This is a genomic window from Lysinibacillus agricola, from assembly GCF_016638705.1.
GTDB classification, from domain to species: domain Bacteria; phylum Bacillota; class Bacilli; order Bacillales_A; family Planococcaceae; genus Lysinibacillus; species Lysinibacillus agricola.
This window is the reverse complement of the sequence record NZ_CP067341.1, coordinates 857,821-884,381: the sequence shown is the minus strand read 5'-3', so window position 1 is coordinate 884,381 and position 26,561 is coordinate 857,821. Positions and strand designations below refer to the sequence as shown.

Below are 26,561 nucleotides of genomic sequence, written 5' to 3'. Positions count from 1 at the left end.
AATGGGGCTATCTTGTAAAACTATTCTGTACCAACAGTCTGAGACAGCAGGAGCAATTTCCCACAGTCAAGTTTCACAGATTTCTATAGAAATTCAAATCTGTATAAGAAATGCATGCAAAATACTCATTTCTCTATTTTTTGTAAGCCCCGTATTTTTTTATTATAACGTTTTTACGTCGGAAAACATACTTTTTTAACAATACAGCATGATTTACATAACTAAATAGTGCGATAGCTATTCGCCTTAAGCTTCATCCTCAAACATAGAACTGTGGCTTGCCATACGTTGAAATACTTTAGCGCGATCATTTTGAACAAGTAAGTACTTTGTTCGTTTCTCCAGTTTATATTTTAGTAAAAACGCTCTTTGAATTCGATATTCAAATGCTCTCATACTCAGATCCACAATAATTCTCTTTCCATTCATAAACGTTACTTTTGTCCTCTTTTTATCCACCACTTGATAGTCATCAATATGGTGGACAGCGAACCAGATACATTCAGGATGTAGAGCAGATCTACTTGGGAACCATACGATATTACTTCGCTCATGGACCACTATTGGATTTTTGTTTAGCTTACCAAGTATCATCTTCGATCCATCTAAGGCACCTCTTAAACTAGAACCAAAATAACGTAAATTAAAATCCATCAATTTTGTCGGTGCTAATTTGGATATATATTGATAATCCCTTTCTATCACAAGTGTACATAAGTTTCCAAAGGCATCATACTCCGGCATATACAGCATCGTTTCACTACTCATAATATCTTCAGAATGCATGTTAATCCTCCTTTAAATAATATTTATATTTTCTAGTAAAAAGGAGTATACTAATAGTTATATTGGTATACTCCAATGTATTTCCTCGAGTAGGTCTTTTCAGGACTACGCTACTCGAGGATTTTTATGTCCACACATGAATCACCCCCTCTATTCAAAGAAAGTAGGCCCACACTTATCACATTTTAAAACTTTTCGACTATCCATATATATTCATAATAAATCAGAAAAAAGTTATAAACATTACCCTTTTTATTGAACTATTTACCTATTGTTGTAGTATTGTGTACTTTTTTCTGAATTATCTATCAATTTATCTTTTTGGATTTATGAAAAATAGAAAAGGGCTCCACTTTTTTATGTCCTCTTCATTTCGTGCAAGGTCTGGTCTTCTTTCAGTCATGTTACATCTTTATAGAGTCTAAAAAAGGGTTCTAGCGAGGCGCAATGTTTAGCTTACCTGACTGTTCCGATAAATGCTCCTCCCTTCCCGCCGAGCCTCCTTGGATTGTTAGCCAGGGGTATAGGTGTATTCAAATCGTCAGGATATCCCAACATCAAAAAAAGACCATTTTAACGTATAGTTAAAATGATCTTTTTCGTATTTATACTTATTGAGCCGCACCATGGCAGTTTTTAAACTTCTTACCGCTTCCACATGGACATAAATCATTACGTCCGACATTTTCAGCCTTACGGACAGGTTGCTTTTTCGGAGCTGGAGAACCATCCTCTTTCGGATTAACAGCTTGACCTTTTGCAACTTCCTCACGTTCTAAGTTACTGCGAATTTCTGCCTTCATCGCATATTTCGCTACATCTTCACGAATGGAAGCGACCATATCCTCAAACATAGCAAAGCCCTCTTGTTGATACTCACGAAGCGGGTCATTTTGGCCATATGCACGAAGATGGATACCTTGACGAAGCTGATCCATTGCATCAATATGATCAATCCACTTCGTATCAATTGAACGTAGTAAGATAACCTTTTCAAATTCACGCATACGCTCTGGAGTAAGCTCTGCTTCTTTTTCTTCATAACGTACATGCACAGCGTCAGAAATCAGCTGGATAATCTCTTCTGCAGATTTACCTTGGAAATCTTCTACCTTCAGAATGCCTTCTTCTAATAGGTTTGCTGCGACAAAGTCATCAAGTGCTTTTAAGTTCCAATCTTTTTGCTCACCTTGTGTATACAATGCGACAACATTGTCGATCGTTTCTTGAATCATAGACTCAACAAGCACACGCATATTATCTGTTTCTAATACGTCATAACGCTCTTTATAAATAATCTCACGTTGTTGACGTAACACATCATCATATTGTAATAAACGTTTACGAGCATCGAAGTTATTACCTTCAACACGTTTTTGAGCTGATTCTACTGCTCTTGAAACAACTTTAGATTGTAATGGCTGTGAATCGTCCATCCCTAGTTTCATCATCATGGACTTCATATTATCAGAGCCAAAACGGCGCATTAATTCATCTTCTAGTGACAGATAGAATTGAGTAACCCCTGGATTCCCTTGACGACCAGAACGACCACGCAGCTGGTTATCGATACGACGAGATTCATGACGCTCCGTACCAATTACCGCTAAACCGCCAATCTCCATTACACCTTCGCCAGGCTTAATGTCTGTACCACGACCAGCCATGTTTGTTGCAATTGTTACTGCACCTTTTGTACCTGCATTGGCAATAATTTCTGCTTCACGCTCATGGTTTTTCGCGTTTAATACGTTATGCGGGATTTTATGTTTATTCAATAAATTCGAAATAATTTCAGATGTTTCAATTGCAACCGTACCAACAAGAACAGGTTGTCCTGCTCTATGGCGCTCTGCAATATCTGCCGCCACCGCTTTATATTTTCCATCCATTGAAGCAAAAATTAAGTCTGGACGGTCATCACGAGCAATCGGCCTATTCGTTGGAATCGCCACAACACTCATATTATAAATATTACGGAATTCCTCTTCCTCTGTTTTCGCTGTACCTGTCATACCTGAAAGCTTTTGATACATACGGAAGTAGTTTTGGAATGTAATTGTCGCCATCGTCATCGATTCATTTTGAATCTCCACGCCTTCTTTAGCCTCAATCGCCTGATGTAGTCCATCTGAGTAACGACGACCTTTCATTAAACGACCCGTAAAGCTGTCAACAATAACAATTTCTCCATCTTGAACAACATAATCAACATCATTATGCATACTTACATGTGCCTTTAACGATTGGTTAATGGCATGGTTTAAACGTACATGCGTTAAATCAAATAGGTTATCAACACCGAACGACTTCTCCGCTTTTTCAACACCAGCATCTGTTAACGTAACACCTTTTGTTGACTCTTCATATGTGTAATCTGTTTCTGCATTTAACATACGAACAAACGCATTAGATTGTTTATAAAGCTGTGCTGATTTCCCAGCCTGACCCGAAATAATTAATGGCGTACGCGCTTCATCAATTAAAATCGAGTCAACCTCATCGATCACGGCATAATGCAGCGGACGTTGTACACGTTCCTCTTTATAAAGCACCATATTATCACGTAAATAATCAAAGCCTAGCTCATTGTTTGTACTATACGTAATATCAGCTTCGTATGCCATACGTTTTTCTTCTTTCGATAGGCTGTTCAAGTTTAAACCAACCGTTAAGCCTAAGAAATTATACAGATGTCCCATTTCCTCAGCATCACGACTAGCTAAATATTCATTGACTGTTATAACATGTACGCCTTTACCAGTAATGGCATTTAAATAAACAGACATTGTAGCCGTTAACGTTTTACCTTCACCGGTTTTCATTTCCGCAATATTACCTTCATCAAGTGCAGCAGCACCCATAATTTGTACGCGGAATGGATACATCTCTAACACACGCTTTGACCCTTCCCGACAAACGGCAAAAGCTTCCGCACGAATCGATTCTAAATTCTCTCCGTCGGCATAACGTTTTTTAAATTCTTCTGTTTTCGCTTGTAATTGATCATCTGAAAGCTGTTCCATTTGAGAAGCGAATCCCTCAACCTGGTCAGCGATTTTTTCTAATTTTTTTAACTCACGTTTATTGAAATCAAATAATTTATTTAATAGGTTTGCCATGAATTTTTTCACTTCCTATATAGTCTCAACTTTCATTTTACCATTGTGTAACAGTTTCATGCAAACAGTGTCCTTAGCATGAAAAGAAATCAAATCAATTTCGCCTTGGCGTAATTGCGTCCGGATTTTGAATTGTGCTAAGGCCTGCACGACGCAGGTCAGTTAGCCGTTGTCGCAGGAAGCGACGGTTTTAGGCTAATATCCATATATTGACTCCTTTCAAAATCCGTGACATCTGCCAGAGGCTTATCTTTATTCAGTAGGCGTTTGGAGAAAAAATATACCTGCAATCATTCCATCACCTATTGAGATAATAATTTTCTACTGAATGAAGATAAAAAAGACTCCCGCTATGGCGAGAGCCTTTTGTTCATATAAAATTTAAGTTGTTTCAATTAAGCCGTATTTACCGTCTTTGCGTTTATAGACAATATTTGTGCCGTTTGATTCCGCATCTGTAAAGATATAGAAATCATGCCCTAGCATATTCATTTGTAATACAGCTTCTTCTTGATCCATCGGTTTTAAATCAAATTGTTTTGTACGAACAATAGAGTATTCTTCTTCCTCTGAAGCTGTATCAGCTACAGCTTGAGTTGTAGCAAAATAAAGGCCTGTACCTTCACGCTCACGGAATTTACGGTTTACCTTTGTTTTATGCTTACGGATTTGACGTTCTAATTTATCAACAATTAAGTCAACCGCAGCATACATATCATTATGACGCTCTTCTGCACGAAGAGTTAAGTTTTTCATCGGAATTGTAACTTCCACTTTAGTTTGCTTGTCATTATAAACCTTTAAATTTACGTTAGCGTTGGCGTTAACATCTTCATTAAAATAACGTTCAACTTTCTCGATTTTGTTTTCAACATACTCTCGAATAGCTGGAGTTACCTCAATATTTTCACCGCGAATGTTAAAGTTTAACATGTAAACTCCTCCTTTATAACTGCTATACTATATATTTCTACACAAGTATGAGAAATTCCTCTAAAATAATTCTTTTTTTCACAAAAATTTTTAGGAATTAATATTATTTAGTTTTGCCTCATCCGCTTCTTTTCTTCGGCGTAGCTTCAACTCTTCGACAATCAAATCTTCAACCGATTCTTGATTATTGAAATTCACGCCATACTGCTTACCATTACCAAAAGGACGGCTCCAAATTATTTCACCATAGGCTCGTACCTCTCTTGTATCAAGAACAAAGCGTAAATCTAGAGGAGGAGGATTGACTCCTAAATCCACCTCAGTAAACATCTTCAAACCTCGTGGACTAATATCGAGCAAATCAGCCATTGCCGTTTGTGCTTGATTGACTCTGCCATTCTCATATATTGCAAAAGTCATTTTAACAGGCTCATCGAATTTAAATCGAAAACCTTCCTGGCGCTTAAATATCATCTACCCACCCCAATACTATTCTAAACATCTATTTAGCTTGATTATGACACGATGCATGTTTTACATCTAGAGGGAATAAGTAACATATTTTACCGATTAAAGGCCTATTTTATGACTACTTAAACGGTTCCCTTTTGTATGATTTAAATGCCGTGTCTCGTCTTTCTCGCAAAGAAAAGAGACCATCATCATTCGATGGCCTCTTATGTTGTCTAAATTTGTCCAGTGTTACCCTGACCGAATTGCTGCTGTCGATTGATGCGAATAACTTCCTTCCATGTATCACGGAATTCCGTCACAAGCCCCTCAACTTCTTCAATAATAGTGACATCATTTTGAATGTTTGCCTCTACTAAACGATGATTTATATATTCATATAGAGATAGCATTTGCTTAGAAATTTCAATGTCCATATTTAGTGTAGACATTAGCTCACTAATAATCGCCTGTGCTTTTTGAAGATTCGTATTTTTCTCTTGGATATTCTTTTCCTGGATGGCCAGTTTAGCCTTGTGCAGGAACTTCAAGCATCCATTATAAAGCATTAACGTAAGCTCGCCAGGGGAAGCAGTGGTAACACTATTTTGTTTATACGCATTTTGTGCTGTTAAATTTGCTGCCAATAAAGGACAACTCCTTTTAAAGGTTACTTATTTACTAGTTTAAACCATCTTACGAAGAAAAGCTAATAGGTAAATATTAATTCTTTTTGTCATAATACATCCCATCCATCACACGAACATTCGAGTATGGATCGAAATATTGCCCTTCACTTTTTTTCGTTTTCTGTAGGTTTGCCATATCCTGCTTTACGGCGCTCATGACAGTAGCCAATCGTTCTTTTATCCCATTATCTAATTCTAATAACATACGATGAACGCGATTCTGTTCATCGAAGCGAAAGCCTTCTTGAACTAAACCTTCAATAATTGTTCCACGCTTGTCCAACATGCTATTGATATTGTCAATATATTCATCACGCTCTTCACCATTTGGAGCATCGCCCAAAAGTTTGAATAAATTAGCTGACACCTGCAATAGTTGATCTATTAGTTGCATAATTTTCTCCTACTTTGCTAATTAGAAACACCGCCAAACCTTAACCTTGCATGAACATACTAGATTGTTGATTTGCTTTATTGATTGCTTGTTCCATAGCGGTGAATTGTTTCCAGTATCGAGCTTCGATATCTTTTAATTTTGCTTGTAACTTCGTGATACGATTGTCCGTATCAACAATGTTTTTACCTATATTATACGATTGTTCTGTTGCGCCTTCTCTTCCTGCTTTTTTCTCAATACTCTGAGTAAGATTTTTAATTTCATTACGCAAACGTTGAGTAATTCCTCGTGAGTCCTCCGTAACATTGCGCTTTTTATCAGCATCATATGTTGTAGTAACACTTCCTGTTTTTGTAAAAATATCAACAACTTGTTGCGGATCTTTTTCTAAAGCTGCATCCAATTTTTTGTCATCAATAACAAGCTTGCCGCCGTCTGATGTATTTTTCGAAGTTGTAATTCCGATTTCAGCCAATGCATCCATCGTTTTATCACCAAGACCACTCACCGGGCTTATAAATTGCGTACGCATTTTAGACAGACCTTCACGGATTAGTGAATCACTACGTAAAAGGCCACTTTTTGCTTTTTCATCCCAAAGCTTCTGCTCACTTTCTGACATATCTTCACGCTGTTCTGTTGTTAATGGTGGGTAGTCACGATATTTTTTTTCTTTCAATAAACCGTTTAACGAATCTAACATCTCATTATAGCTTTCGACAAATTCTTTAATGCGATCTTTAATAGACTCTGTTTCTATTGTAGAATTCACACTAACAGCTACTACAGATGGTGATGTATCATCTTTGGTAGCATCCACAGCAGCATTAGCATTTTCTAATGATTTTTCTGCTTCAGCTAATCGTTTTTCACCAGCCGTAACAGCATTTTCTGCTGCTTTATATGCAGCACTATAATCTTGATTTTGTTTATCAATCGCATAAAATGATTTGAATTTATCTAAGTTGCCATCGTCAGCCAAATCAGACAATTTCCCTAAATCTACTCGGTCTAAACCATCAAATTTCTTTCGAATATCTTCTGTCGCACCTGCGAATGCTTCGTCAATTTCAGCACTATTCTTACCTTTAATAGACGCTAAAAAATTAATATCCTCTGATGATAATTCAGATAAAAACTTTTTATCAAGCGTTTTATAAGAATTTTCAAAATCAACTTGCTTTGCTCTTTCCAATAATGCTTCCCCATCTGAGCTGTTTAATGCTTCTAAATCTTTGCCTGATAAAGAAATTAATTTTGCTCTTTGATCATCTGATAGGCCGTTTGTCTCATCACTAATAATTTCTTTCACTTTAGCTTCATTTGAGAAATCTGTTATACCTAAATCCCTAAGTGCCTCTAAATCGGTAGTTTCTAAATGAGCTACTTTTCCCACACTTGAAAGCCCATTAAATTTCGTTTGTTGGTCTTGACTTAATTCATTAATGCCAAAAAGAGTTTCATAGGCATCTTTGTAATCAGTATCGCGGTATTTTTCAAATGTTTCGCGAGCAGCATTTCTAATGTCCTTTAATCCACCTGTACCATTTAAAGCTTTATCCGCATTATCTCGTTCTTTTTGTGCTACGATTAAACGCTCTTTTGCACCTGCATTAGCGTTGAATGTTTCCTTTAATATAATTTCATAACCAGAAATATTCACTTTATTGGATGAGCGCTCCATTGAAATTCCATTCACTTGTAAAATGGCATTCTGGCCTTCTCTTTTTGAAACTTCTGCTTCATTTGCAAAGCCTAACGCGTCAAATACATCTTTTCCTTCTTTTCCGAAAACAATCTCACCTGATCCACTTTTCACACTACCTGTATTGTTTGCAGTTAAAGAAAGTCTCCCATTTTCAAATAAAGCCGTTACACCCGCTTTACTTTCATTTATCTTTTTAACTAAATCATTCACCGTATCTTTATTCGGATCGAAACTAATTGTAGTAGGTTTGGCTGCTAAATTCCCATCTTTATCTATAGAACTTAACTCTAAAGATGTTTCCGTTATACCTAATTCAGTTAATTTCGTACTACCTGTATATTCAGTTTGCTTCCCTACTAGTTGTGTTGCAGTGGCTAACTGTGTCACACTTTCGATATTGAGTGTACCCGTGGCACTATTAGTTGCATTAACAGATACTAACTTATCATTTGAAGAAGTAGCAGTTTTTTTCATCATTTGACTTTGTAAAAATGTATTTTTGTATAAAAAGTCATCTAGTTTTTTTAGTGTCGTGTTTACATTGCGATACGCATCACGTTGCCATTCGAATGTTTGCTTTTTTTGAAAAGCTTTATTCAAAGGCACTCTTTCTGCCTGCATCAGCTTCTCTACAAGACTATCAATATCCATCCCTGACGCTAATCCACCCATTCTCATTACCATGTTTATTTCCTCCTAATTTTCGTTTAAATTTTCTCGTCTACAATCATTCCCACCATCTTTTGCATTTCATAGAAAGCATCTAATATTTTTTTGGGTGGAATCTCTTTAACTACTTCATCTGTATCACGATTAACTATTGTTACATAATAGCGATCTAAACCTTCATGATAGACAAATTTTGAAGAACTATGATTTATTTCTAGAAATTCATTTACAACATCTATAGCTTGTTGTAATTTGTCCTTTGAAATTTCCTGCTCTTCTCCAACAGTAGATGTATTTTCTACTACCGGTTGAGAGATGGTTACTGTTGAAACATTAGGCGTCATATTTTCTTGCACATTCATTGCTTTTGTATTAGTTGGTGCAGAAACCGTATCATTTGACTGCCCTTGCGATGCAATACGCATTTAACTCAACCTCCTAAACTTTTCAATTGCTTACCATTATTATCGGAAGGATTTTGTATAGTTTCACGTTTTTTGGTAAACAAATGCTTAGTATCTTGTTAAGTCTTCATTTCATTTTTAGACAAGCTATAGTTAAAAAACCTCGAAATCAGACAATATGCAGAATTCGAGGTTTTTTAATTTTTAATTAATCATTTTTTGCATATACTCTTCTATATTAATCATGGCTTCAAATGCTTCTGTTTCGCTATCCTTTCGTACTCCAATGTAAATCTTACATTTCGGTTCTGTTCCCGAAGGTCGAATACAAATCCATGAACCATCTTTTAATCTATATTTGAGAACATCTGTTTTCGATAAAGATAACGCTTGTTTCTCACCGTTTGCAAGATATGTAAATCCTGCTTTGTAATCTTCTGTTGCTATAACTTTGATTCCAGCCATTTCGATAGATTTGTTTTTTCTAAAGTGCTCCATAATATTGGTTATTCGCTTCTGCCCCTCTATCCCCTCATATGTAAATGACAACAATTTTTCTTGATAGTATCCATGTTGCTGGTAAAGGGAGTTCAGCACATCTAAAAGTGATAGATTTTGCTCTTTATAATAAGAAGCCATTTCTACAGTTAAGAGCGCAATTTGTACTGCATCTTTATCTCTTACAAAACTTCCTGCTAGATACCCGTAGCTTTCTTCATAGCCAAATAAAAATGAATGCTCACTAGTTGTTTCAAATTCTGCGATTTTCTCAGCAATATATTTAAAACCTGTAAGTGTATTTATTGTTTGTATGTTGAAACTATCTGCAATTGCTGTCCCTAACTCTGAGGTTACAATAGTTTTTAACACTGCCCCATTCGAAGGTAAATTTCCTACTAGTTGCTTTGTAGAAAGTATATAGTTTAACAATAAAGCTCCAAGTTGGTTCCCTGTCAAAAGTTGATACTGGTCTTCATTAAGTATCGCTACACCAAGACGATCAGCATCTGGATCTGTAGCTAGTATTAATTCAGCTTCAACTTCCTTCCCTAAAGCAATCCCCATTTGAAAGGCAAGAGTTTCTTCAGGATTGGGATACAGCACTGTTGGAAAATCGCCATCTTGAATAGCTTGTTCGTTAACAATATGTACATTTGTAAAGCCTGCCTCTTTTAAAGCACGCTTTGTCGGCACAAGACCTGCACCATGCAAAGGAGTATAGACTATGTTTACATCCTTTTTACCATTAGCTTGAACAAGTGTTTTTAGGGCAGCATTATACGCATCATCCAATTTTTCTAGCATCTCAATGCAATAACCCGATGTAAATAATTCATCTTTTGTGAGGGAATGGATTTTAAAAATATCTTCTACTCTTTTCATGTGTTCAAAGACTTCATCGGCAAATTGAGGTGTTAATTGCGCTCCGTCCTGCCCATACACTTTAAAACCATTGTATTCTTTAGGATTATGACTTGCTGTAATAACTACCCCGGCATAAGCTGCTAAATAACGGACTGCAAAACTAAGCTCAGGGGTTGGTCTACTTTCACTGAATACATAACTTTGTATACCATGCGCAGCCAAAACTCCTGCTGTTTCATATGCAAATTCTTTAGAAAAATGACGTGTATCATACGCAATAACGACACCACTTATTTTCGCCGTTTCTCCCTGACATTCAATTTGACGAGCTAATCCTTCAGCAACTAAACGTATGGTATGAATATTGATACGATTGGTGCCAGCTCCTAGCTTTCCCCTCATCCCACCTGTACCGAAAGGAACTAATTGATAGAAATGATCTTCTATCGCTTGTTTATTATCAGCAATTTCCAGCAGTTCATCTTGATACATACTATTCGCTTTTTGTCGCCACAACTCATACAATTCTTTATGCACGAACCTTCACCACATCTTCCTTTAACAACTCTAACATTTTATTTTTATATGCTTCTACACCGGGCTGATCAAATGGATTTACCTCTAGTAAGTTGGCACTGATAACACACGCTTTCATAAAGAACATCATCAAATATCCAACATGATATGCATCTAATTTTGGCAATTCTATACGAATAACAGGTACGCCACCTTCTTCATGTGCGAGTGCTACCCCATCTTTTGATGTTGCATTTACCTCATTCATTGATCGACCAGCTAAATAATTCAGACCATCTATATTTTCAGGAGAAAAAGGGATTTCAATATCTTCTTCGATATTATCAAAGTGAATAAGTGTTTCAAACATAATACGACTACCATCTTGAATAAACTGTCCAATAGCGTGTAAATCTGTCGAATAGTTCACGGTTGAAGGATATAGCCCTTTATGTTCTTTCCCTTCACTTTCTCCAAATAGCTGTTTCCACCATTCATGCAATTTATTAAGTCTTGGCTCAAACGAGGCAAGCAGTTCAACTGAATAACCTTGTTTATATAATGCATAACGATTACAAGCATAATCGACTGCACTATTCGATTCACTAGAAAAATCTAATTCCGCTTGTCTTCCCCCACGAACAAAAGCTTCTATATCAATACCTGCAACTGCAATTGGTAATAAACCTACTGGCGTAAATACAGAATAACGTCCTCCAACATCAGACGGAACAGTAAATTGGCGATATCCTTCTTTAATGGCAATTTGCTTTAAAATTCCTTTTTCCGAATCAGTTGTAACAATTATTCTTTTACGTGTTTCTTTACCATATCGTTGCTCCATATATTTTTTCACAACTCGAAAGGCAAGGGCTGGCTCCATTGTTGAACCAGACTTTGAAATAACATTGACATAAACATCCTTCGTATCTAAATAAGACAATAGCTGCTTTAAATAGGCACCACTCATATTATTTCCAGCATATAAAATTTCGACACCATTATTAGTATGGAAATAAGGAGTTAAAGCATCAATCACCGCACGTGCACCAAGAAAAGAACCACCAACACCAATAACTAGAAAAATTTTTGCTTTTGAATTTATCTGATTTGCAACATTTTGAATCGAAAAAAGCTCTTGCATAGTAACGGGATTATAATGCTGCATGCTTGGATTTTCCGAAATTTTCATTGTAGGAAGATCAGTTAGTGGCTGAAAATTAATCATATCGTCAACTCCTGTTAAAACAGCTTACTCTTTTAAAAGTAAGCTGTTTGTTATACTACTTATTTCGGTTGTTTTAATAATTCTTTAATATTCGACACGATTATTGATAAATCTTCTACAGTCATATTTAGATGAATTGGTAATGTCAAAGCTTTTTCATACCACATTTCTGCAATTGGACATATTCCACGTTCATAACCCTGTTCCTTATAATATGGGTGCCAATAGACCGGAATATAATGTACATGAACTCCTATATTCAAAGATCTCATTTGTTCAAACACAAACTTACGAGATATTCCCTCAAGCTGAAGCATATACAAATGCCAGCCGGAATTAGTTCCCTCTAGCTGCTGTGGAACGATAATTCCTTCTATATCTTGAAATGCCTCCGTATAAAATGCTGCAATTTCACGACGTTGTTGGATAAACGTATCAATTTTTGCCATTTGAGATAAGCCAAGTGCTGCTTGTAAATCAGTCATTCGATAATTATAACCAAGATCCGTCATTTCATAATACCAGCCACCTTGATCAGCCGAATACTCAGTTTGCTCGATACCATGACTTCGGAATAATTGTAATTTTTGATAATACTCTTCATTATTCGTTACGATGATACCACCTTCAGCCGTGGTAATTGGTTTGACCGGATGAAAGCTGAACATGGTCATATCTGCTTGTGTACCAACTTTTTTCCCTTTATATTCAGCACCAAACGAATGGGCACCGTCTTCAATAACAACTAAGTTATTTTCACGTGCAATCTCCATAATTGTATCCATATCTGCAGGTTGACCTGTGAAATCAACTGGGATAATTGCCTTCGTATTCGGCGTTACCTTCTTTCTAATCTCTGCTGGGTCAATATTGTATGTATTTGCATCAATATCTGCAAAAACAACTGTTCCTCCCACATATCTAACACAGTTAGCACTTGCTGCAAAAGTAATAGGAGATGTTATGACTTCATCTCCTTCGCCAATTCCTGCTGCGTAGCAGGCTGCATGAAGGGCAGCAGTTCCGTTGCAAAAAGCAACTGCATATTGAGCGCCAACATAATCTGCAATTGCCTGCTCAAACTGTTTAATTTTTGGCCCTTGTGTTAAAAAAGGGGAACGTAATGTTTCTACAACTACTTCTATATCGTCTTCATCTATAGATTGGCAACCGTAGGAAAGGAATTGATTACGCTTTTTCATAGTAGTAACTCCCAACTTAAAGGTGTTCCTTTTTTCACATCTTGCTTAACAGTTTTTCCAAGCACTAAATCATAGTATTTTGTCGGTAAACCTAAGCCAGGTCGAACATTTCGAAGATTTTCTCCTGTTAAAACGTCACCTGCTTTTAAGTCTTTTCCTATATATAACGATCGACGGAATTTAGTCGAATCTTTTTCAGCTTCCGTTGGACCATATTGAATTTGTCCTAAGCTTTGCCATGCTCTTTCCGTTTCCTCTACTAGCATTTTTAACTCATGTGGCTCCATAGAGAAGGCAGAATCAACTCCTCCATCAGCACGAGAGGTAGTAAAATGCTTCTCTATAACAGTTGCTCCAAGTGTTACGGCAGCAACTGATACACCAACACCCATCGTATGATCTGATAAACCAATTTCAGTACCAAACAACTCTCGCATATGAGGTATAGTGGCTAAATTAGAGTTTGCAGGCGTTGCTGGATATGTACTTGTACATTTTAATAAAATAATTTGATGATTTCCTTCAGCTCTTGCAGCTCGAACTGCCTCGTCTAGTTCTGATGCTGTTGCCATGCCAGTCGAAATAATAATAGGCTTACCTGTACGAGCAACTTTTCGAATTAATGGAATATCTACATTTTCAAAAGATGCAATTTTGTAAGCAGGTACATTCAAAGTTTCTAAAAAATCGACAGCTGTTTCGTCAAAAGGTGAACTGAAAGCTAGTAAGCCATGTTCTTTTGCACGATTAAAAATCGCCTCATGCCATTCCCAAGGAGTATAGGCCTCTTTATACAAATTATATAGGGAATTCCCTTTCCAGAGATTGGCATCATCTTGGATAAAAAACTCACCTGTATGTACATCTAATGTAATTGTGTCCGGTGTATACGTTTGTAACTTTAACGCATCCACACCAGCTTCAGCTGCTAAATCTACTAAATGCAAAGCTCTTTCTAATGATTGATTATGATTTCCAGACATTTCTGCAATAATAAAAGGCTTTGCATGCTTGCCAATTTCTTTGTGTCCAATTTTAATCATGCTAACAACTCCATTATTTGTGATAACCAGGCATTTGGTTGTGATGTGACTGTCAATTGCAAACCGATTCTTTCAAGTCTCTCCACATCTATATCTCCTAATCCATTTAGCAAATGTTTATAGGTATCTACTGTGACATCTTCATGCCATCCTAAATTAATGACTGCTCCAAGCTGATCTGCATAGTTAGTTGTAATGAGCTGATTGTCAGCAACTATAGTACTTGAAGATGGGAGTCCAACATAGCAACGCTCCCACATTGAACTTCCACCTGCACCCATAGAAAAATCCGCTTGCTGCATAAGCTGTGCCATATACGAAATTTGACAATGATAGTGATAATTACGTTCATGACAAATTTGTTCAATATTCTCTTTATGCACATTCCCATTGCCAACAACTACATCTACATGAGCAAATGTCAATTCTTCAAGTGAAGTCAATATTTTCATCGTTTCATTGGTTGGATCAGTTCCCCCCATAAATACAAGAAGTCGTTGAATATCTTGATAGCGCTGTCTAATTTGCTGACGGGCATCAATAAACTCTTCACGCATAATTAAGTACTTTGGGCCTAATAGTTTAATACAATGCTTTGGTACAAGCTCATCATAACGAACCTCAAAGTTCGGTACAACATTTTGATCGAGTACAAGGTCACAATCATGTGCTCTTGCCAAATCATCAATCACCATTAGCTTTTTTGTATAAGGACGAATATTTTGTTCCCATTCCATATCAAGCCCATAATGATCAATTATATAAAGATCAGCTTGTTCTGCCTTTGCAATAGTTTCATAGCCTTGTTGTGCAACATAATCTATTAAATTGCCAGCATGTGGCTCCATCCAAAATTGAACATTACAACCTTCCAGCTTTAAATTATGAGCAATTGTTAAACAGCGCATAACATGACCGCTTCCAATGTCTACTGAAGCATCCGTACGGATAATTATTTTTTTCATTAAATCACCGGCTTTTGTTCAATATGTGCATTTAATTTAGCGACATTAGGCGTTTCTCGTAAATAGCGAATAACCTCTGAACTTGAAACTAGCGGGTCATTAAAATGCTTGGCAACCGCCGAAATCAACTCATAGTCTTCTGCAGTATCTAACGTGATACGTAGCTCAGGCGCTATTCGATTTTTAGGTACCTTATATGTAACCGCATTAAATTCTTCAGGAAATTCATAAGCGTAATAAGTGACATGCTCACGATGACGTGATTCAGTTCCAATTTCGTATATACGTAATAACGCCTCATAGGAAATGAGTTCAACCGCTAAACCACGTGGAAGCTCTCCATTCATTAATACAATATCTTTCTGCTCTTTTTCCATTAGTGAAACAATCTCACTTGCCATTTCGTAATCGACAAAGGGACAATCTGATGTAACTCGCATTACATAATCAGGTTTATACATTTTAGCGCATTGTACATAGCGATCTAGCACATCATCTTCAGAACCACGGAAATATGCTACATGATGCATTTCACACCATTTTGCAATAGCATCATCCTGTGGTAAATTACTTGTCGCAACAATCACTTCACTAACTCCTTGAATTGCTCGACATCGTTCTATATTATATGTAAGTACATCCACATCGCCAAGCTGTTTTAAAATTTTACCAGGTAGACGGGATGATCCCATTCTTGCTTGGATGATTACAATTGTATTCACCTTGAAACACCTCAATTTATATAATTACTACTTCTCTTGTAAACGATGTTAAAAAACTTTGTCCGTCCCATACTCCATTAAAATCAAGTGCTTTACCGATAGGGACTATACGATCAATACCTCGAGTTGAAATAGCTTCTACTAAACTCTCAAGTTCCTCGCGTTTAAATCCAAAATAGGCAATTGTTTGATCTTTATCTATTAGTACATCTGCTAATTCTTCAAGTTTATCGACATTGTATTCATAGAATAAACCACCACCACAGTGGCGTTCACGAACGTCTACTGGAACATTCGATAGTGTCACTCGTGAAAAATAAGTCCCATTTTTCAAATTTTCTACATTACTTTCTGTCGCAAGCATTAAGGTTGTTGTATATTTTAACACTTGTGTAGCAGCCATTAATTCATACTGTTTTTGCTGAATCTTTTGTGCAAAGGCTTTCCAAAAACGATTAACTGCCTGCTGATTATCTCCACACCAAGCTATTAATCTAGGGGAAGAGCACGCCATTTGATCGAACCAAAAAACATCGTTATAAAATTGCTCTAATAGACTGTCTAGTTGTACTTCATCTAGTTTAGAGAGTACATCGCTATTTAATACTGCCAACGAGAAACGATCTGGGAAAGCAAGTTCATTCGCTAAAGGAGCTAGTGGTATTTCTCGAATAGAACTAATCGTTTCATCCCCGCCCCAAATCACACGTGTTTGACAAGCAGCACTTAAGACAGCTGTTGTATTTTCCTCGTGACCATACGTACATATTATCGTCTGTTTAGCGATTTTTTGAAATTCGGTACGTGCTAATTCCTCTATAATAATTTGTAGAAGCACGTTTAATCCATTTTGTTCCTTGCTTGAAATTCGTATGACATTTCGATTACCTGCTAGTAACGATAACATCCAAGAATAGACAAAAATCGTATCAACATTTGATGGTGCAATATGAAAGACTGTCCCACGTGATCGTATAATTTTTTGAACTGTACCTTGTTCAAAAGCCGTTTGCATTTCTTTTATATTTGCCTTTCGTAGCCAATAACCTAAAGCTACCACTTCAGGTAATTCTCTCATTCGAAGAAAACGCTTGGAAAGTGATTGTGTGAATGCCTCAACTTCTTGATCGAATGGTTGATTCGGTTGATTCGAAGATAGTTGCTCAATTGCAACTTCAATCTCTATATTTTTTGGCCAAAATAACTTCATCATTTTGTACCTCCTTGAAACGTATCACTACAACCTCGGAGCTCGGCTTTTGGAATTCTACCTGCTACGGAGAAGTATTTCCCTTTCCAACCACATGGACAATTATCTTCCCCATGAATGGTACCTAGATCCTCTGTCAGTAACGAATGCCCTGGGTAGCTTTTTGGGAGTTCGCTTAGTACTTGAATTAGCCCCTGCTCTCCATAAGCAACTGGCTCAAATGTAATCGGATTGCGAATAATGACATCAGCGTAGCTAGGTGTATGGAGATGTCCCATACTACACTCAACAAAAATTGAACCGACCTGTTCGACCATGCCGTAATAATTATGTACCTCACGAATTCCCAACTGCTCATGTAGCAGTCGATTAAATGTTAATGAATCGACCGCTTCATCCTTAAGCTTCTTCCAGCCACCACCATGAATTAAAATACTATCGCCAAAATCAATCCCCAAGCCATGAGATACAGCTTCCTTATAGACATACTGCCAAATCATAAAAGTAAAGCCGAACAGTAAAATTTTCTGTCCTGCAAATTCTTTTAGATATGCCTGTAGACCTTCGACATCCAAACTCATATCATCATTTAAAGCATAAAAATGTTTACGACCAAAATTGGAAAAACCTAAGATTCCAGCACCACGTGCACTAAAGGATTTTCTGTCTTTTAAAACGGACTTCGTATCTAAAATAATCATCGGTAAGCGTTTACTGCCAAGTAGTGGCTTCATCACTTCCACTAATGTTTTTGTTTGCGAAACAGATGTTTCCTTATCTAGATAGATTTTTGACACTTGCTGCCCTGTCGTACCACTTGATGTAAGTACTTTTACTACATCTTCTTGTGAAATCGATTTTAAATCTAATAGCTTGAATAGTTGTACAGGTAGGTAGGGTACTTCTTCTAATGAGTTTGCTTGCTCTACAGAACCACTTTTTTCAAGCATCGCTTTATAATCTGAACATTTTTCAATATGCCATTTTGTTAAATCATTAAGTTTATCTAATAGCTGTGCTGATTTTTGCTCTCGTTCCAAATGATAAGGGGCAATCATAAACAGCTCTCCTTTAATTTCATATAATCTGTTTTCCCATTTGCCAAGCGTGGTATTTCCATCACTTTTATCCTATAAGCTGTTTTATGAAGTTTGTACAAATCTTCTACGGCTTTTTTTATAGGTTCAACAAATACTTCTTGCTCAATGGCTATAATTAATTTATCGTCAGAACCAGTACAAGCTATAGGTGTATGGAAGGCGGACTCGAGTTTTTTCTCAACCTCATCTAGGTTTATACGCAAACCAAAAAGCTTAATAAAGCGCTTCATTCGCCCTGTTATCGTAAAGTATCCTTCTGCATCAACAGTTGCAGTGTCACCAGTATGAAGAACGCCACCAAGCTCATCCGCTTTTGCTAAATCTTCTAGACATTCAGCATAGCCCATCATGACATTTGCACCTTTATAAATAAGCTCTCCCGTTGCTTTATCAATTTCCAAATGGCCATCAGGAATCGGCACGCCAATCGTACCGGCTTTTTCCAACACTTTTCCAAAGGGAATATAGCTGATACGTGGTGATGCTTCAGTCTGTCCATACATTACGTAAAAGCGTTTATCTTTTTCCTTTGCATACTCTGCAAAAAACTTCACAAGCTTTTCATTTAGTCGCCCTCCAGCTTGTGTCAAAGTTTTTAATGTCGGTAACTCCATTTTGGTAAAACCTATACGTTGCAACATTTGATACGTAAAAGGTACCCCTGATATAGATGTCGCCTTCTGATCCTTCACAAAACTCCAAAAGGATTTTTCCATGACACTTTCATCTGTTAATAATATAGAAGTACCTGCAAAAAGATGACTATTTACAATGGACATCCCATAGGAATAAGAAAGTGGTAAATTCATAATGGCACGTTCATTTTCATCTATCTCAAGATAGTTAATAATTGATTCCGCATTTGAGCGAATATTTTCATAGGATAATCGAACAAACTTTTGACTACCAGTTGTTCCGGAAGTACTCAATAAAATCGCGAGGTCGGGATGTATATTCGCTTTACTATTTTGGATTCTTACTAAATACTCTCTACTTTTCTCATATCCATCATAACTCTCTAAACCTACAATCCATTTTGGTCTATATTGGATTATAATATCTTCTAAAAGTTCACGATTAATATCTGCCGAAAGTAGCATCACGGCATGCTGGCTATTCATAGCTGATACATATGTTGATAATATATCAATAGTATTTTTACATAAAATTAACACTAATTCTTTTTGTGTACTTTTAAATTCCACTCTAGAAATTTCATTGTAAGTATATGTACGTTCATGTGTAATGACTGCAACTTTATCGTTGTTCAGTTTAAAAAAACTCATTCAATCTCTCCTTCCATTGAAAAAGGCGTGATAGTCTCTACCACACCCTCCTCAATCAAAACTCTACATCATATTTAATTAATATTTCCTTTGCCTTTGCAAAAGTACTCATATCTAATACATCATCTGTGTCTAACATTGTATCAAATTGATCATCAATTTCTGCAATTAATGCCATATGAGCAATTGAATCCCATTCTGGAATTGTATTATAAGCTAGGTTCTCTGTAACTTGATTAATATTAATCCCAAGTGCTTCTGCAAAAATTCCACGTAATTTCTCTTCATTCGTCATAAATTATCCCTACCTACTTCAAATTGTATATATATTATTTCGGCTATTTCTACTTAATTATAATACAAATGTTAATTTAAATTTATGAAACTTTGTACACTCTGTCCAATCAGAAGCTAAAAGTTCAAAATACTCTACATCGTGAAATTGGTCGTATTTATAAATATGATCTTTAAATGTTGCAACATGTGTAAAGCCATAATGCTTATGCATTTTCATCATTCCATCATTTCCGCGCATGACTTCTGCATATACCTTATTTAAACCAAGTTCATAAAAGGCAAAATTATAAAGGTAAGGGTGAATACGACCCGCGATAATCGAATAATTTAAATCGCCAATGTAATAAGCAAATGATGATTTTTTATTCGTTCGATCCAACTGATTTAGTGAAATTAAACCAATTGGCGTATTTTTAACTTCGATTATCCAGTAATATTGTGTATCATCATTGAAATTTTTCTCAAACCATTTATATTGGTTTACTAAATCCTTTTCTATATCCGTATACATATATTGTGTCACATGCTCACTTGTACGCCATTCTAGCACAAGCTCTAAATCTCGTTCCTCTAGTTTACGAAATGAAATCAATTATCCCAACTCCTATATAAAAGGCATGGCTTAAATCACCATGCCTCCATCTACACCTATAACTTGTCCTGTTACATAAGAAGAATAATCTGAAGCTAAAAATAAAATGACATTAGCTACTTCTTCAGCGGTACCAATACGACCCATTTTAATTTCTGATAAACGCTGCTCATATTTCTCTTGTGACAATTGCTTCGTCATATCTGTCTCAATAAACCCAGGTGCTACTGCATTTACACGGATATTATAAGGTGCTAGCTCTTTCGCAGCAGAATACGTCGCACCAATTACCGCTGCTTTGCTTGCACCATATACTGTTTGCCCAGCATTACCAACTCGACCAATAATCGAGCTCACATTAACAATAGAACCAGATTTTTGTTTCATCATTAGGCGAGACGCATATTGCATATGGTAAATAACTGCTTCAGTATTAACAGCTAAAGTATTTGACACCTGTTTTTCATTGACCATTCCAAGCAATGCATCATCCAAAATGCCAGCATTATTAACTACAGCGTCTAGTTGCCCAACATTTTTTTTAATCCACATAAATGCTTTTTTTATAGCATCTATATCGCAAACATCATAGCTTAGAATATGTACAGTTGTATCGTATAGCGATTCCAATTCTTCCTTAATCTCTTGCAGGCGCTTTTCATCTCGACCATTTAAAATTAACGTCCAGCTTTTTTTCGCTGCTTTTACAGCTGTTTCATAGCCAATGCCACGTGTTGCACCAGTAATGAGAATAATTTTCTTAAAAGACATACTATCACCTACTCTAGGAATATCTTAATAAATTTTTACGCAATTCGCGCTTAGTGAAACGGTACTCTTGCGTACCTTCTTTTACAGCTTGTAAATTATCTGTCGCGTCCATATAGCCTGGGAATAATAATATTGCACTTTCCAAAAGTTCACACGCCATTTTACTATCATTATCCTTTGCGTAAATGACAGCACGATTATTTAATGCTGCACCATGACCATCATTTATACTTAATAACTGATCTAGATGACGCGAAGCTTCTATTTCTTGATTATTTTCTATATAATAAAGTGCTTGATAGAACAGCTTACTTTGTTGGTACTCATCACCTTTAATATCGGCTAAATAACGAAAACCTTTATCAAATAGTTGATATTGATACAACAACGTTATAAAATCCAGCAAATTTTTTTGTTCAACAAAACTTCGACTAAAAATTGCCTCCTTTATTTCGTCAATTGAATAAACCTCTAAAATAGCTTTTCCTGCATTGGAAGCCTTTTTTAAATCCGAAGTAATACTCATTGGATGACGGCGGAAATAGACATACGGCTTATCTAAATAAACAAAAGTTCCTTTGCGCGATAAACGTAAAATAAACTCAGCATCCTCCGAAACGAAAAAGTTCGTTTTATAGCCTCCAATTTCAAGTGCTGCATCTCTATCCAGTAATAAACCTGAAGGAGTAATAATATAATTCCTTACTAATAAAGAACCAAAAGTTTCATTGTATGATAGCTGCTGTCCTCTGTATTCACTGTTTGCTAAAATGTTACCTTCCGCATCTGTTTGAACATAAGCAGGATGTACACAAACAGGAGCAGGTTTAGCCTCTGAATATTGTCCGAGCAGCTCAAATTGATTTCTTAATAAATCGGGATGAATCGTATCATCCGCATCCATCATCAATACCCACTTATTACGTGCCTCTTTAAGTCCTCTATTGCGTGCTGCTGATCCGCCTTGATTATGTGGCTGCTGAATTAAACGAACGATTGGATGTCGCTTACTGTACTCTTTTACGACTTCAGCAGAACGATCAGGACCACAATCATCTACAACTAAAATCTCATCTATTGGATATGTTTGATTCATTAAACTATCTAATGTTTCTACTATGTATTTTTCTGCATTATATAACGGAATCACTACAGAAATATTCATGAGTTTTCCTCCATTCTATATACTTAATATATCTATTATATATACTATCATAAAAGGTTATGTTAAGATTTCCTTTCTCAACATAACCCCTTAGATACTAATTTTCTATTAATTTTTTATAAGTTTTCAAAGCTGCTGCGATTACAGCATCCATATCATAATACTTATACTCTGCTAAACGTCCCACTAAATGTACATCTGTTAGTTCATCTGCTAATTGTTTATAACGTTTATATTGTTGCTGGTTTTCTTTAGCGATAATCGGATAATAAGGGGTATTTTCACCACGTACATAGGCTTGTGGATATTCACGTGCTAAAGTAGTCTTTGGATGCTGCTGACCTGTTAAATGTTTAAATTCTGTAGTTCGTGTAAAATCATAACTATTGGGCGAATTCAATTGCCCAACGGTTTGTTTATACTCTACATCATATGTATCATACTCAAACCGCAATGAACGATATGGAAGCTCCCCATATTTAAAGTCAAATAACTCATCAATCTTACCTGTATAAATAATTTGTCCTTCGAAAGGCTGTCCAAACAAAGTATGTCCATCCTTTGAAATTGTCATCACATCTTGATATTTTGTATTCAGCATGAGATGTATATTAGGATGATCAACCATCTTTTTAAACATTTCTGTATAGCCATACTTAGGTAAACCTTGATATGGATCTTGGAAATAACGATCATCCCTTGAAATGTAAACAGGAACTCGACCAGTCACCGTCGGATCCAATTCCTCTGGACCAATGCCCCACTGTTTCAATGTATACTGCAAAAATACTTTTTCGTATACATAGTCTGCTAAAAATTTTAGGTCCTCGTCATTTTGCTCTCGAAGTTTTAAAATAGGGACTTTCACATTATAACCAAGCAAATCAACTAACTTTCGCTGTAATCGCTCAGCTAAGTCCTGTGAAAACACTTCCGCAATCGTATTTAAATTAAAGGGAATTGGTACCTCATTGCCATCCACTTTTGCGAGCACACGATGCTCATAATAATGCCATTCTGTAAACTGTGATAAATAATCCCATATCTCTTTTGAGCGTGTATGGAAAATATGTGGACCATATTTATGAATCAAAACACCATGCTCATCAAAATGATCATAAGCATTACCACCAATATGTTGACGTTCTTCAATTACAAGCACTTTTTGATTTCGTTGAGAGGTGAGGCGTTCGGCTAAAACTAAACCTGCGTATCCTGCGCCGATAATTATTGTGTCAAACATTTTTATTCATTCCCCTATAAGTATTCAGTTAAAAATTTTTGAATTTGCTTTAAATCTACTTCTATATCTTTCGAAAGTAAAATTTCAATTTCTGTTTCATTAAAATGTGTATCAAGACTATTTCCAATTGAACAATAATATTCTACGCCTACTTGACTAGCTATACCCCAATACATTGTAGGCATGTATAAAGGATTAAAAATTTCAACTAATTTTGTTTTGGGTTTACAAAATACAACATTAGATAATGCCGCACCATGAATTCCAATTATTACATCAGCAGAATTAAATATATTGGCTTGTTCATAAATATTAAATTGTCCCATATCCAAGATTTTAAAATCATATGCTTTTAATAGCTCTATTAGTGCTTCTTCATTATGGATTTTTCTATATCTAGCTGATCCTCTCGTAATATAAATTCTCTTATACTCATTCTCTTTCATAGTGACTTTATTTAAAAAAGTTTTTCTCAAAAAATCACATACCCATGTACTTACATAGCCTGAATCATAATAAGGGGAGTATGGTACAACTAGAGTTTCAGTTTGAAATCCATATGAATCACTAGATGAAATTATATTATCTTGATTAATATCAATAGCCTCCAACGAACATTTCTGAAAGTCATATCCCTAAAAATTACTTATAAATTTATTTATCTTAATTCCAGACTTTTTTAATATGTAAAAGCGAGGCAGTTCTTCAAACATCCAATGATAGTAATTAACACCACTCCATCTTGTACTAGTTACAGCGTTAATCCCATTTAATTTCTTTAAAAAAGGGGTTGGTACTAAATTTTCAAAAAACGACTCATCCCATCTTCTCCCATCCCAAATACCCATATTTACCATGCTAAGAGTAGATAATGACTTAACCATTTGAACTTGGTTATCAAATATCATGCCACTATAGCCTAGAGTATAGGCATCTTTAAGTACCTGAATAGAAACCTCACCGCTAGGATGGTCTTGCTGAGGAAAAATAAAATTTGGATATCTTTTAGAGTCCAGTATTATAGGTTTGGAGTATTGTAACATTCCTTGATTATCATAAATAGTTATAGCTTGCGTATCTATATTTTCTAAAATATTTGTAGGCTTTGGGAAGATTGGTTCTTTCTTCACATAAATATACTTATTATTAATAAACATAAAATTTTCTGGGTATAAATATGATTGATGTTCAATAAAACCTAGCATATCTAACTGTTCTGCAATTTCTTTTTTATACATACTTGCAATTATTATAATATGATGGTGAATATTTAAATTAGAAGGGGAAAAGATAGGTTTTCCATTTTTATACTGTCCCCATAATTGTTGATTATTGTCGGTATAGCCATCTACCTTTAAGTTTACACGATTAAGTAAAGCTTCAGTTGCCTGAGCAGAACTCCCTGTCCCAAACAATATAATTTGCTTATCATTTTTCATAAAATGTCACCTATATTTTTAAACTTATACAAAATCTCTTTAGTATAAGTTAATTTCATAATTCTAATCCATCGTATCAAGGGTTCTAAAAACAATAAAATTTTCTTAATAGAGCGGTCTAAGCTCTTGGAAAATGTGATTTATGGAAATTGATTCGAATCAATATTAATTTTAAAAAAATCTATATTCTCTATTTTATAATAATCACTTTCAAGTTGCTTTTTTATTTCTTCAAAATAAGAGCTACATACTAATATTCTTATATTTTCAAATTCATTAATAACGTTTGGGGAATTAATATGTTTATTTTCAAAAAGACTTCCCCACTTTTTTGAATCATTATCAATAAATCCTTGAATAATTTTATCATCAGACACTTTAGTATAAAACGATTTAGCCAGTTCTCCAGTTCCAAAAATAAAATATTTATACTTTTTTTCTTTTAAAAGTTGCTGTATTTTATTTGGAATAGGATTATATTGTTTCCATTCACTAAATTCAATATACTTATAATATCTATCGCTATAAGGATGTCTACAATAAATTTGCCACGGTTTCTGAGGTTCAGTGTAATGTATAATTTTAGGACTCAATTCACTATATTCTTTATTCAAAGCTATTGCCGTTTGGTAATTCCACTCCGGTGATAACTCTTCCCATAAATCATATAAATTTGCATTCAAAGCATCTTGGTCCCAATATTTTAATTTATTGTTATTTTGAATATAATCCAATAATTTTTTTGTTAAGTTTTTTGAATTCCATTTCTCTACATCTATTAATAAAATACCTGCATTAAAGTACTTCGAGTTCGGAATGTTCAACTCCTGAATTCTCTCTATCCCATAAGGATCAGGTATCGCTCCAAGAACTTTATTATTTAAATCTATTCTAAATAACTCTTTAATATCACCTTCAACTATTACATCCCCATCTATATAAATTACTCTCTTTATATTTCTAGGAACCACCAAAGGAGCTATTATTCTATAATAAGTTACTTGATTTATATGATGGCTTATATAAAAATCTTCAAACAATTTCCCATCTATTTCTAAAAAATGTATTGTTGCTTTATAGTCGCTACATATCCTATTCATTGAATCTTTACTTTGTTGTTTAATACCGTGATCTAGAAAAAAAATATTTATATTCTGAGGTTCAGTTGTATTTTTTAATAATGATATTAACATGACCCCCATATGTTGAATAAAATCATCATCACATGTAATAACTATATTTATACGTTCAGTGTGCAT

Annotated in this window: 25 protein-coding genes; all 25 read right to left on the bottom strand. The window is 35.5% G+C overall.

Annotation, left to right across the window (positions count from 1 at the left end):
- Positions 1 to 246: 246 nt before the first annotated feature.
- The gene (locus FJQ98_RS04215) at positions 247 to 786 is read right to left on the bottom strand and encodes a competence protein ComK (protein ID WP_053596345.1); all 540 of its coding nucleotides are present in this window, start codon (positions 784 to 786) and stop codon (positions 247 to 249) included.
- A 611-nt stretch (positions 787 to 1,397) separates the two neighbouring features.
- Positions 1,398 to 3,908, bottom strand: coding sequence for a preprotein translocase subunit SecA (secA, locus tag FJQ98_RS04210; protein ID WP_053596346.1), 2,511 nt, complete (start codon positions 3,906 to 3,908; stop codon positions 1,398 to 1,400).
- 381 nt (positions 3,909 to 4,289) lie between these two features.
- Positions 4,290 to 4,841 (bottom strand): ribosome hibernation-promoting factor, HPF/YfiA family, encoded by a 552-nt coding sequence (gene hpf / locus FJQ98_RS04205; protein WP_053596347.1) that lies wholly within the window; start codon positions 4,839 to 4,841, stop codon positions 4,290 to 4,292.
- A 90-nt stretch (positions 4,842 to 4,931) separates the two neighbouring features.
- Positions 4,932 to 5,315: a PilZ domain-containing protein gene (locus FJQ98_RS04200; protein ID WP_053596348.1), complete on the bottom strand. Its 384-nt coding sequence runs from the start codon at positions 5,313 to 5,315 to the stop codon at positions 4,932 to 4,934.
- A gap of 212 nt (positions 5,316 to 5,527) precedes the next feature.
- The gene (gene fliS / locus FJQ98_RS04195; protein WP_053596349.1) at positions 5,528 to 5,938 is read right to left on the bottom strand and encodes a flagellar export chaperone FliS; all 411 of its coding nucleotides are present in this window, start codon (positions 5,936 to 5,938) and stop codon (positions 5,528 to 5,530) included.
- A gap of 76 nt (positions 5,939 to 6,014) precedes the next feature.
- Positions 6,015 to 6,374 (bottom strand): flagellar protein FliT, encoded by a 360-nt coding sequence (fliT, locus tag FJQ98_RS04190; protein ID WP_053596350.1) that lies wholly within the window; start codon positions 6,372 to 6,374, stop codon positions 6,015 to 6,017.
- A gap of 40 nt (positions 6,375 to 6,414) precedes the next feature.
- Positions 6,415 to 8,769, bottom strand: a complete 2,355-nt coding sequence (fliD, locus tag FJQ98_RS04185) for a flagellar filament capping protein FliD (RefSeq protein ID WP_053596351.1) — start codon at positions 8,767 to 8,769, stop codon at positions 6,415 to 6,417.
- A 23-nt stretch (positions 8,770 to 8,792) separates the two neighbouring features.
- Positions 8,793 to 9,179: a flagellar protein FlaG gene (locus FJQ98_RS04180; RefSeq protein WP_053596352.1), complete on the bottom strand. Its 387-nt coding sequence runs from the start codon at positions 9,177 to 9,179 to the stop codon at positions 8,793 to 8,795.
- Between the two features lie 183 nt (positions 9,180 to 9,362).
- The gene (locus FJQ98_RS04175; RefSeq protein WP_082340305.1) at positions 9,363 to 11,015 is read right to left on the bottom strand and encodes a phospho-sugar mutase; all 1,653 of its coding nucleotides are present in this window, start codon (positions 11,013 to 11,015) and stop codon (positions 9,363 to 9,365) included.
- Positions 11,016 to 11,052: 37 nt separating this feature from the next.
- Positions 11,053 to 12,267 (bottom strand): glucose-6-phosphate isomerase, encoded by a 1,215-nt coding sequence (locus FJQ98_RS04170; protein ID WP_053596354.1) that lies wholly within the window; start codon positions 12,265 to 12,267, stop codon positions 11,053 to 11,055.
- A 59-nt stretch (positions 12,268 to 12,326) separates the two neighbouring features.
- Positions 12,327 to 13,469, bottom strand: a complete 1,143-nt coding sequence (gene pseC / locus FJQ98_RS04165; protein ID WP_201406630.1) for a UDP-4-amino-4,6-dideoxy-N-acetyl-beta-L-altrosamine transaminase — start codon at positions 13,467 to 13,469, stop codon at positions 12,327 to 12,329.
- Positions 13,466 to 14,512, bottom strand: a complete 1,047-nt coding sequence (gene pseI, locus FJQ98_RS04160) for a pseudaminic acid synthase (RefSeq protein ID WP_053596356.1) — start codon at positions 14,510 to 14,512, stop codon at positions 13,466 to 13,468. Before pseI ends, pseC begins: the two co-directional genes overlap by 4 nt.
- Positions 14,509 to 15,477, bottom strand: coding sequence for a UDP-2,4-diacetamido-2,4,6-trideoxy-beta-L-altropyranose hydrolase (gene pseG, locus FJQ98_RS04155; RefSeq protein ID WP_053596357.1), 969 nt, complete (start codon positions 15,475 to 15,477; stop codon positions 14,509 to 14,511). The genes pseI and pseG overlap by 4 nt, the downstream gene beginning before the upstream one ends.
- A complete protein-coding gene (locus tag FJQ98_RS04150) occupies positions 15,477 to 16,199 on the bottom strand; it encodes a cytidylyltransferase domain-containing protein (RefSeq protein WP_075807315.1) in 723 nt (240 codons plus the stop codon). Before FJQ98_RS04150 ends, pseG begins: the two co-directional genes overlap by 1 nt.
- A gap of 16 nt (positions 16,200 to 16,215) precedes the next feature.
- On the bottom strand, positions 16,216 to 17,412 hold the full coding sequence (locus FJQ98_RS04145; protein WP_241774619.1) for an acyl-CoA reductase: 1,197 nt from the start codon (positions 17,410 to 17,412) through the stop codon (positions 16,216 to 16,218).
- Positions 17,409 to 18,467 (bottom strand): LuxE/PaaK family acyltransferase, encoded by a 1,059-nt coding sequence (locus tag FJQ98_RS04140; RefSeq protein ID WP_053596358.1) that lies wholly within the window; start codon positions 18,465 to 18,467, stop codon positions 17,409 to 17,411. The genes FJQ98_RS04145 and FJQ98_RS04140 overlap by 4 nt, the downstream gene beginning before the upstream one ends.
- On the bottom strand, positions 18,464 to 19,795 hold the full coding sequence (locus tag FJQ98_RS04135; protein ID WP_053596359.1) for an AMP-binding protein: 1,332 nt from the start codon (positions 19,793 to 19,795) through the stop codon (positions 18,464 to 18,466). The genes FJQ98_RS04140 and FJQ98_RS04135 overlap by 4 nt, the downstream gene beginning before the upstream one ends.
- 55 nt (positions 19,796 to 19,850) lie before the next feature.
- On the bottom strand, positions 19,851 to 20,090 hold the full coding sequence (locus FJQ98_RS04130) for an acyl carrier protein (RefSeq protein WP_053596360.1): 240 nt from the start codon (positions 20,088 to 20,090) through the stop codon (positions 19,851 to 19,853).
- Between the two features lie 57 nt (positions 20,091 to 20,147).
- The gene (gene pseH / locus FJQ98_RS04125; RefSeq protein ID WP_201406629.1) at positions 20,148 to 20,684 is read right to left on the bottom strand and encodes a UDP-4-amino-4,6-dideoxy-N-acetyl-beta-L-altrosamine N-acetyltransferase; all 537 of its coding nucleotides are present in this window, start codon (positions 20,682 to 20,684) and stop codon (positions 20,148 to 20,150) included.
- A 30-nt stretch (positions 20,685 to 20,714) separates the two neighbouring features.
- Positions 20,715 to 21,455 carry an SDR family NAD(P)-dependent oxidoreductase gene (locus tag FJQ98_RS04120; protein WP_053596362.1) on the bottom strand — a complete coding sequence of 247 codons (741 nt, stop codon included), beginning with the start codon at positions 21,453 to 21,455 and terminating at the stop codon, positions 20,715 to 20,717.
- 13 nt (positions 21,456 to 21,468) lie between these two features.
- On the bottom strand, positions 21,469 to 22,620 hold the full coding sequence (locus FJQ98_RS04115; RefSeq protein WP_053596363.1) for a glycosyltransferase: 1,152 nt from the start codon (positions 22,618 to 22,620) through the stop codon (positions 21,469 to 21,471).
- Between the two features lie 97 nt (positions 22,621 to 22,717).
- Positions 22,718 to 23,863, bottom strand: coding sequence for a UDP-galactopyranose mutase (gene glf, locus FJQ98_RS04110; protein WP_053596364.1), 1,146 nt, complete (start codon positions 23,861 to 23,863; stop codon positions 22,718 to 22,720).
- Positions 23,864 to 23,877: 14 nt separating this feature from the next.
- Positions 23,878 to 24,474 (bottom strand): glycosyltransferase family 61 protein, encoded by a 597-nt coding sequence (locus tag FJQ98_RS04105; protein WP_201406628.1) that lies wholly within the window; start codon positions 24,472 to 24,474, stop codon positions 23,878 to 23,880.
- A 24-nt stretch (positions 24,475 to 24,498) separates the two neighbouring features.
- Positions 24,499 to 25,302 carry a hypothetical protein gene (locus FJQ98_RS04100; protein ID WP_201406627.1) on the bottom strand — a complete coding sequence of 268 codons (804 nt, stop codon included), beginning with the start codon at positions 25,300 to 25,302 and terminating at the stop codon, positions 24,499 to 24,501.
- 140 nt (positions 25,303 to 25,442) lie between these two features.
- Complete coding sequence (locus tag FJQ98_RS04095) at positions 25,443 to 26,561, bottom strand: glycosyltransferase family 8 protein (RefSeq protein ID WP_053596366.1); 1,119 nt, start codon at positions 26,559 to 26,561, stop codon at positions 25,443 to 25,445.

Bases quoted from the DNA above. Each gene is read 5' to 3' on its own strand.
- FJQ98_RS04215 (WP_053596345.1), bottom strand. From the start codon at position 786: ATGCATTCTGAAGATATTATGAGTAGTGAAACGATGCTGTATATGCCG.
- secA (WP_053596346.1), bottom strand. From the start codon at position 3,908: ATGGCAAACCTATTAAATAAATTATTTGATTTCAATAAACGTGAGTTA.
- hpf (WP_053596347.1), bottom strand. From the start codon at position 4,841: ATGTTAAACTTTAACATTCGCGGTGAAAATATTGAGGTAACTCCAGCT.
- FJQ98_RS04200 (WP_053596348.1), bottom strand. From the start codon at position 5,315: ATGATATTTAAGCGCCAGGAAGGTTTTCGATTTAAATTCGATGAGCCT.
- fliT (WP_053596350.1), bottom strand. From the start codon at position 6,374: ATGCAACTAATAGATCAACTATTGCAGGTGTCAGCTAATTTATTCAAA.
- fliD (WP_053596351.1), bottom strand. From the start codon at position 8,769: ATGGTAATGAGAATGGGTGGATTAGCGTCAGGGATGGATATTGATAGT.
- FJQ98_RS04180 (WP_053596352.1), bottom strand. From the start codon at position 9,179: ATGCGTATTGCATCGCAAGGGCAGTCAAATGATACGGTTTCTGCACCA.
- FJQ98_RS04175 (WP_082340305.1), bottom strand. From the start codon at position 11,015: ATGTATCAAGATGAACTGCTGGAAATTGCTGATAATAAACAAGCGATA.
- FJQ98_RS04170 (WP_053596354.1), bottom strand. From the start codon at position 12,267: ATGATTAATTTTCAGCCACTAACTGATCTTCCTACAATGAAAATTTCG.
- pseC (WP_201406630.1), bottom strand. From the start codon at position 13,469: ATGAAAAAGCGTAATCAATTCCTTTCCTACGGTTGCCAATCTATAGAT.
- pseI (WP_053596356.1), bottom strand. From the start codon at position 14,512: ATGATTAAAATTGGACACAAAGAAATTGGCAAGCATGCAAAGCCTTTT.
- pseG (WP_053596357.1), bottom strand. From the start codon at position 15,477: ATGAAAAAAATAATTATCCGTACGGATGCTTCAGTAGACATTGGAAGC.
- FJQ98_RS04145 (WP_241774619.1), bottom strand. From the start codon at position 17,412: ATGATGAAGTTATTTTGGCCAAAAAATATAGAGATTGAAGTTGCAATT.
- FJQ98_RS04140 (WP_053596358.1), bottom strand. From the start codon at position 18,467: ATGATTGCCCCTTATCATTTGGAACGAGAGCAAAAATCAGCACAGCTA.
- FJQ98_RS04135 (WP_053596359.1), bottom strand. From the start codon at position 19,795: ATGAGTTTTTTTAAACTGAACAACGATAAAGTTGCAGTCATTACACAT.
- FJQ98_RS04130 (WP_053596360.1), bottom strand. From the start codon at position 20,090: ATGACGAATGAAGAGAAATTACGTGGAATTTTTGCAGAAGCACTTGGG.
- FJQ98_RS04120 (WP_053596362.1), bottom strand. From the start codon at position 21,455: ATGTCTTTTAAGAAAATTATTCTCATTACTGGTGCAACACGTGGCATT.
- FJQ98_RS04115 (WP_053596363.1), bottom strand. From the start codon at position 22,620: ATGAATATTTCTGTAGTGATTCCGTTATATAATGCAGAAAAATACATA.
- glf (WP_053596364.1), bottom strand. From the start codon at position 23,863: ATGTTTGACACAATAATTATCGGCGCAGGATACGCAGGTTTAGTTTTA.
- FJQ98_RS04100 (WP_201406627.1), bottom strand. From the start codon at position 25,302: ATGAAAAATGATAAGCAAATTATATTGTTTGGGACAGGGAGTTCTGCT.
- FJQ98_RS04095 (WP_053596366.1), bottom strand. From the start codon at position 26,561: ATGCACACTGAACGTATAAATATAGTTATTACATGTGATGATGATTTT.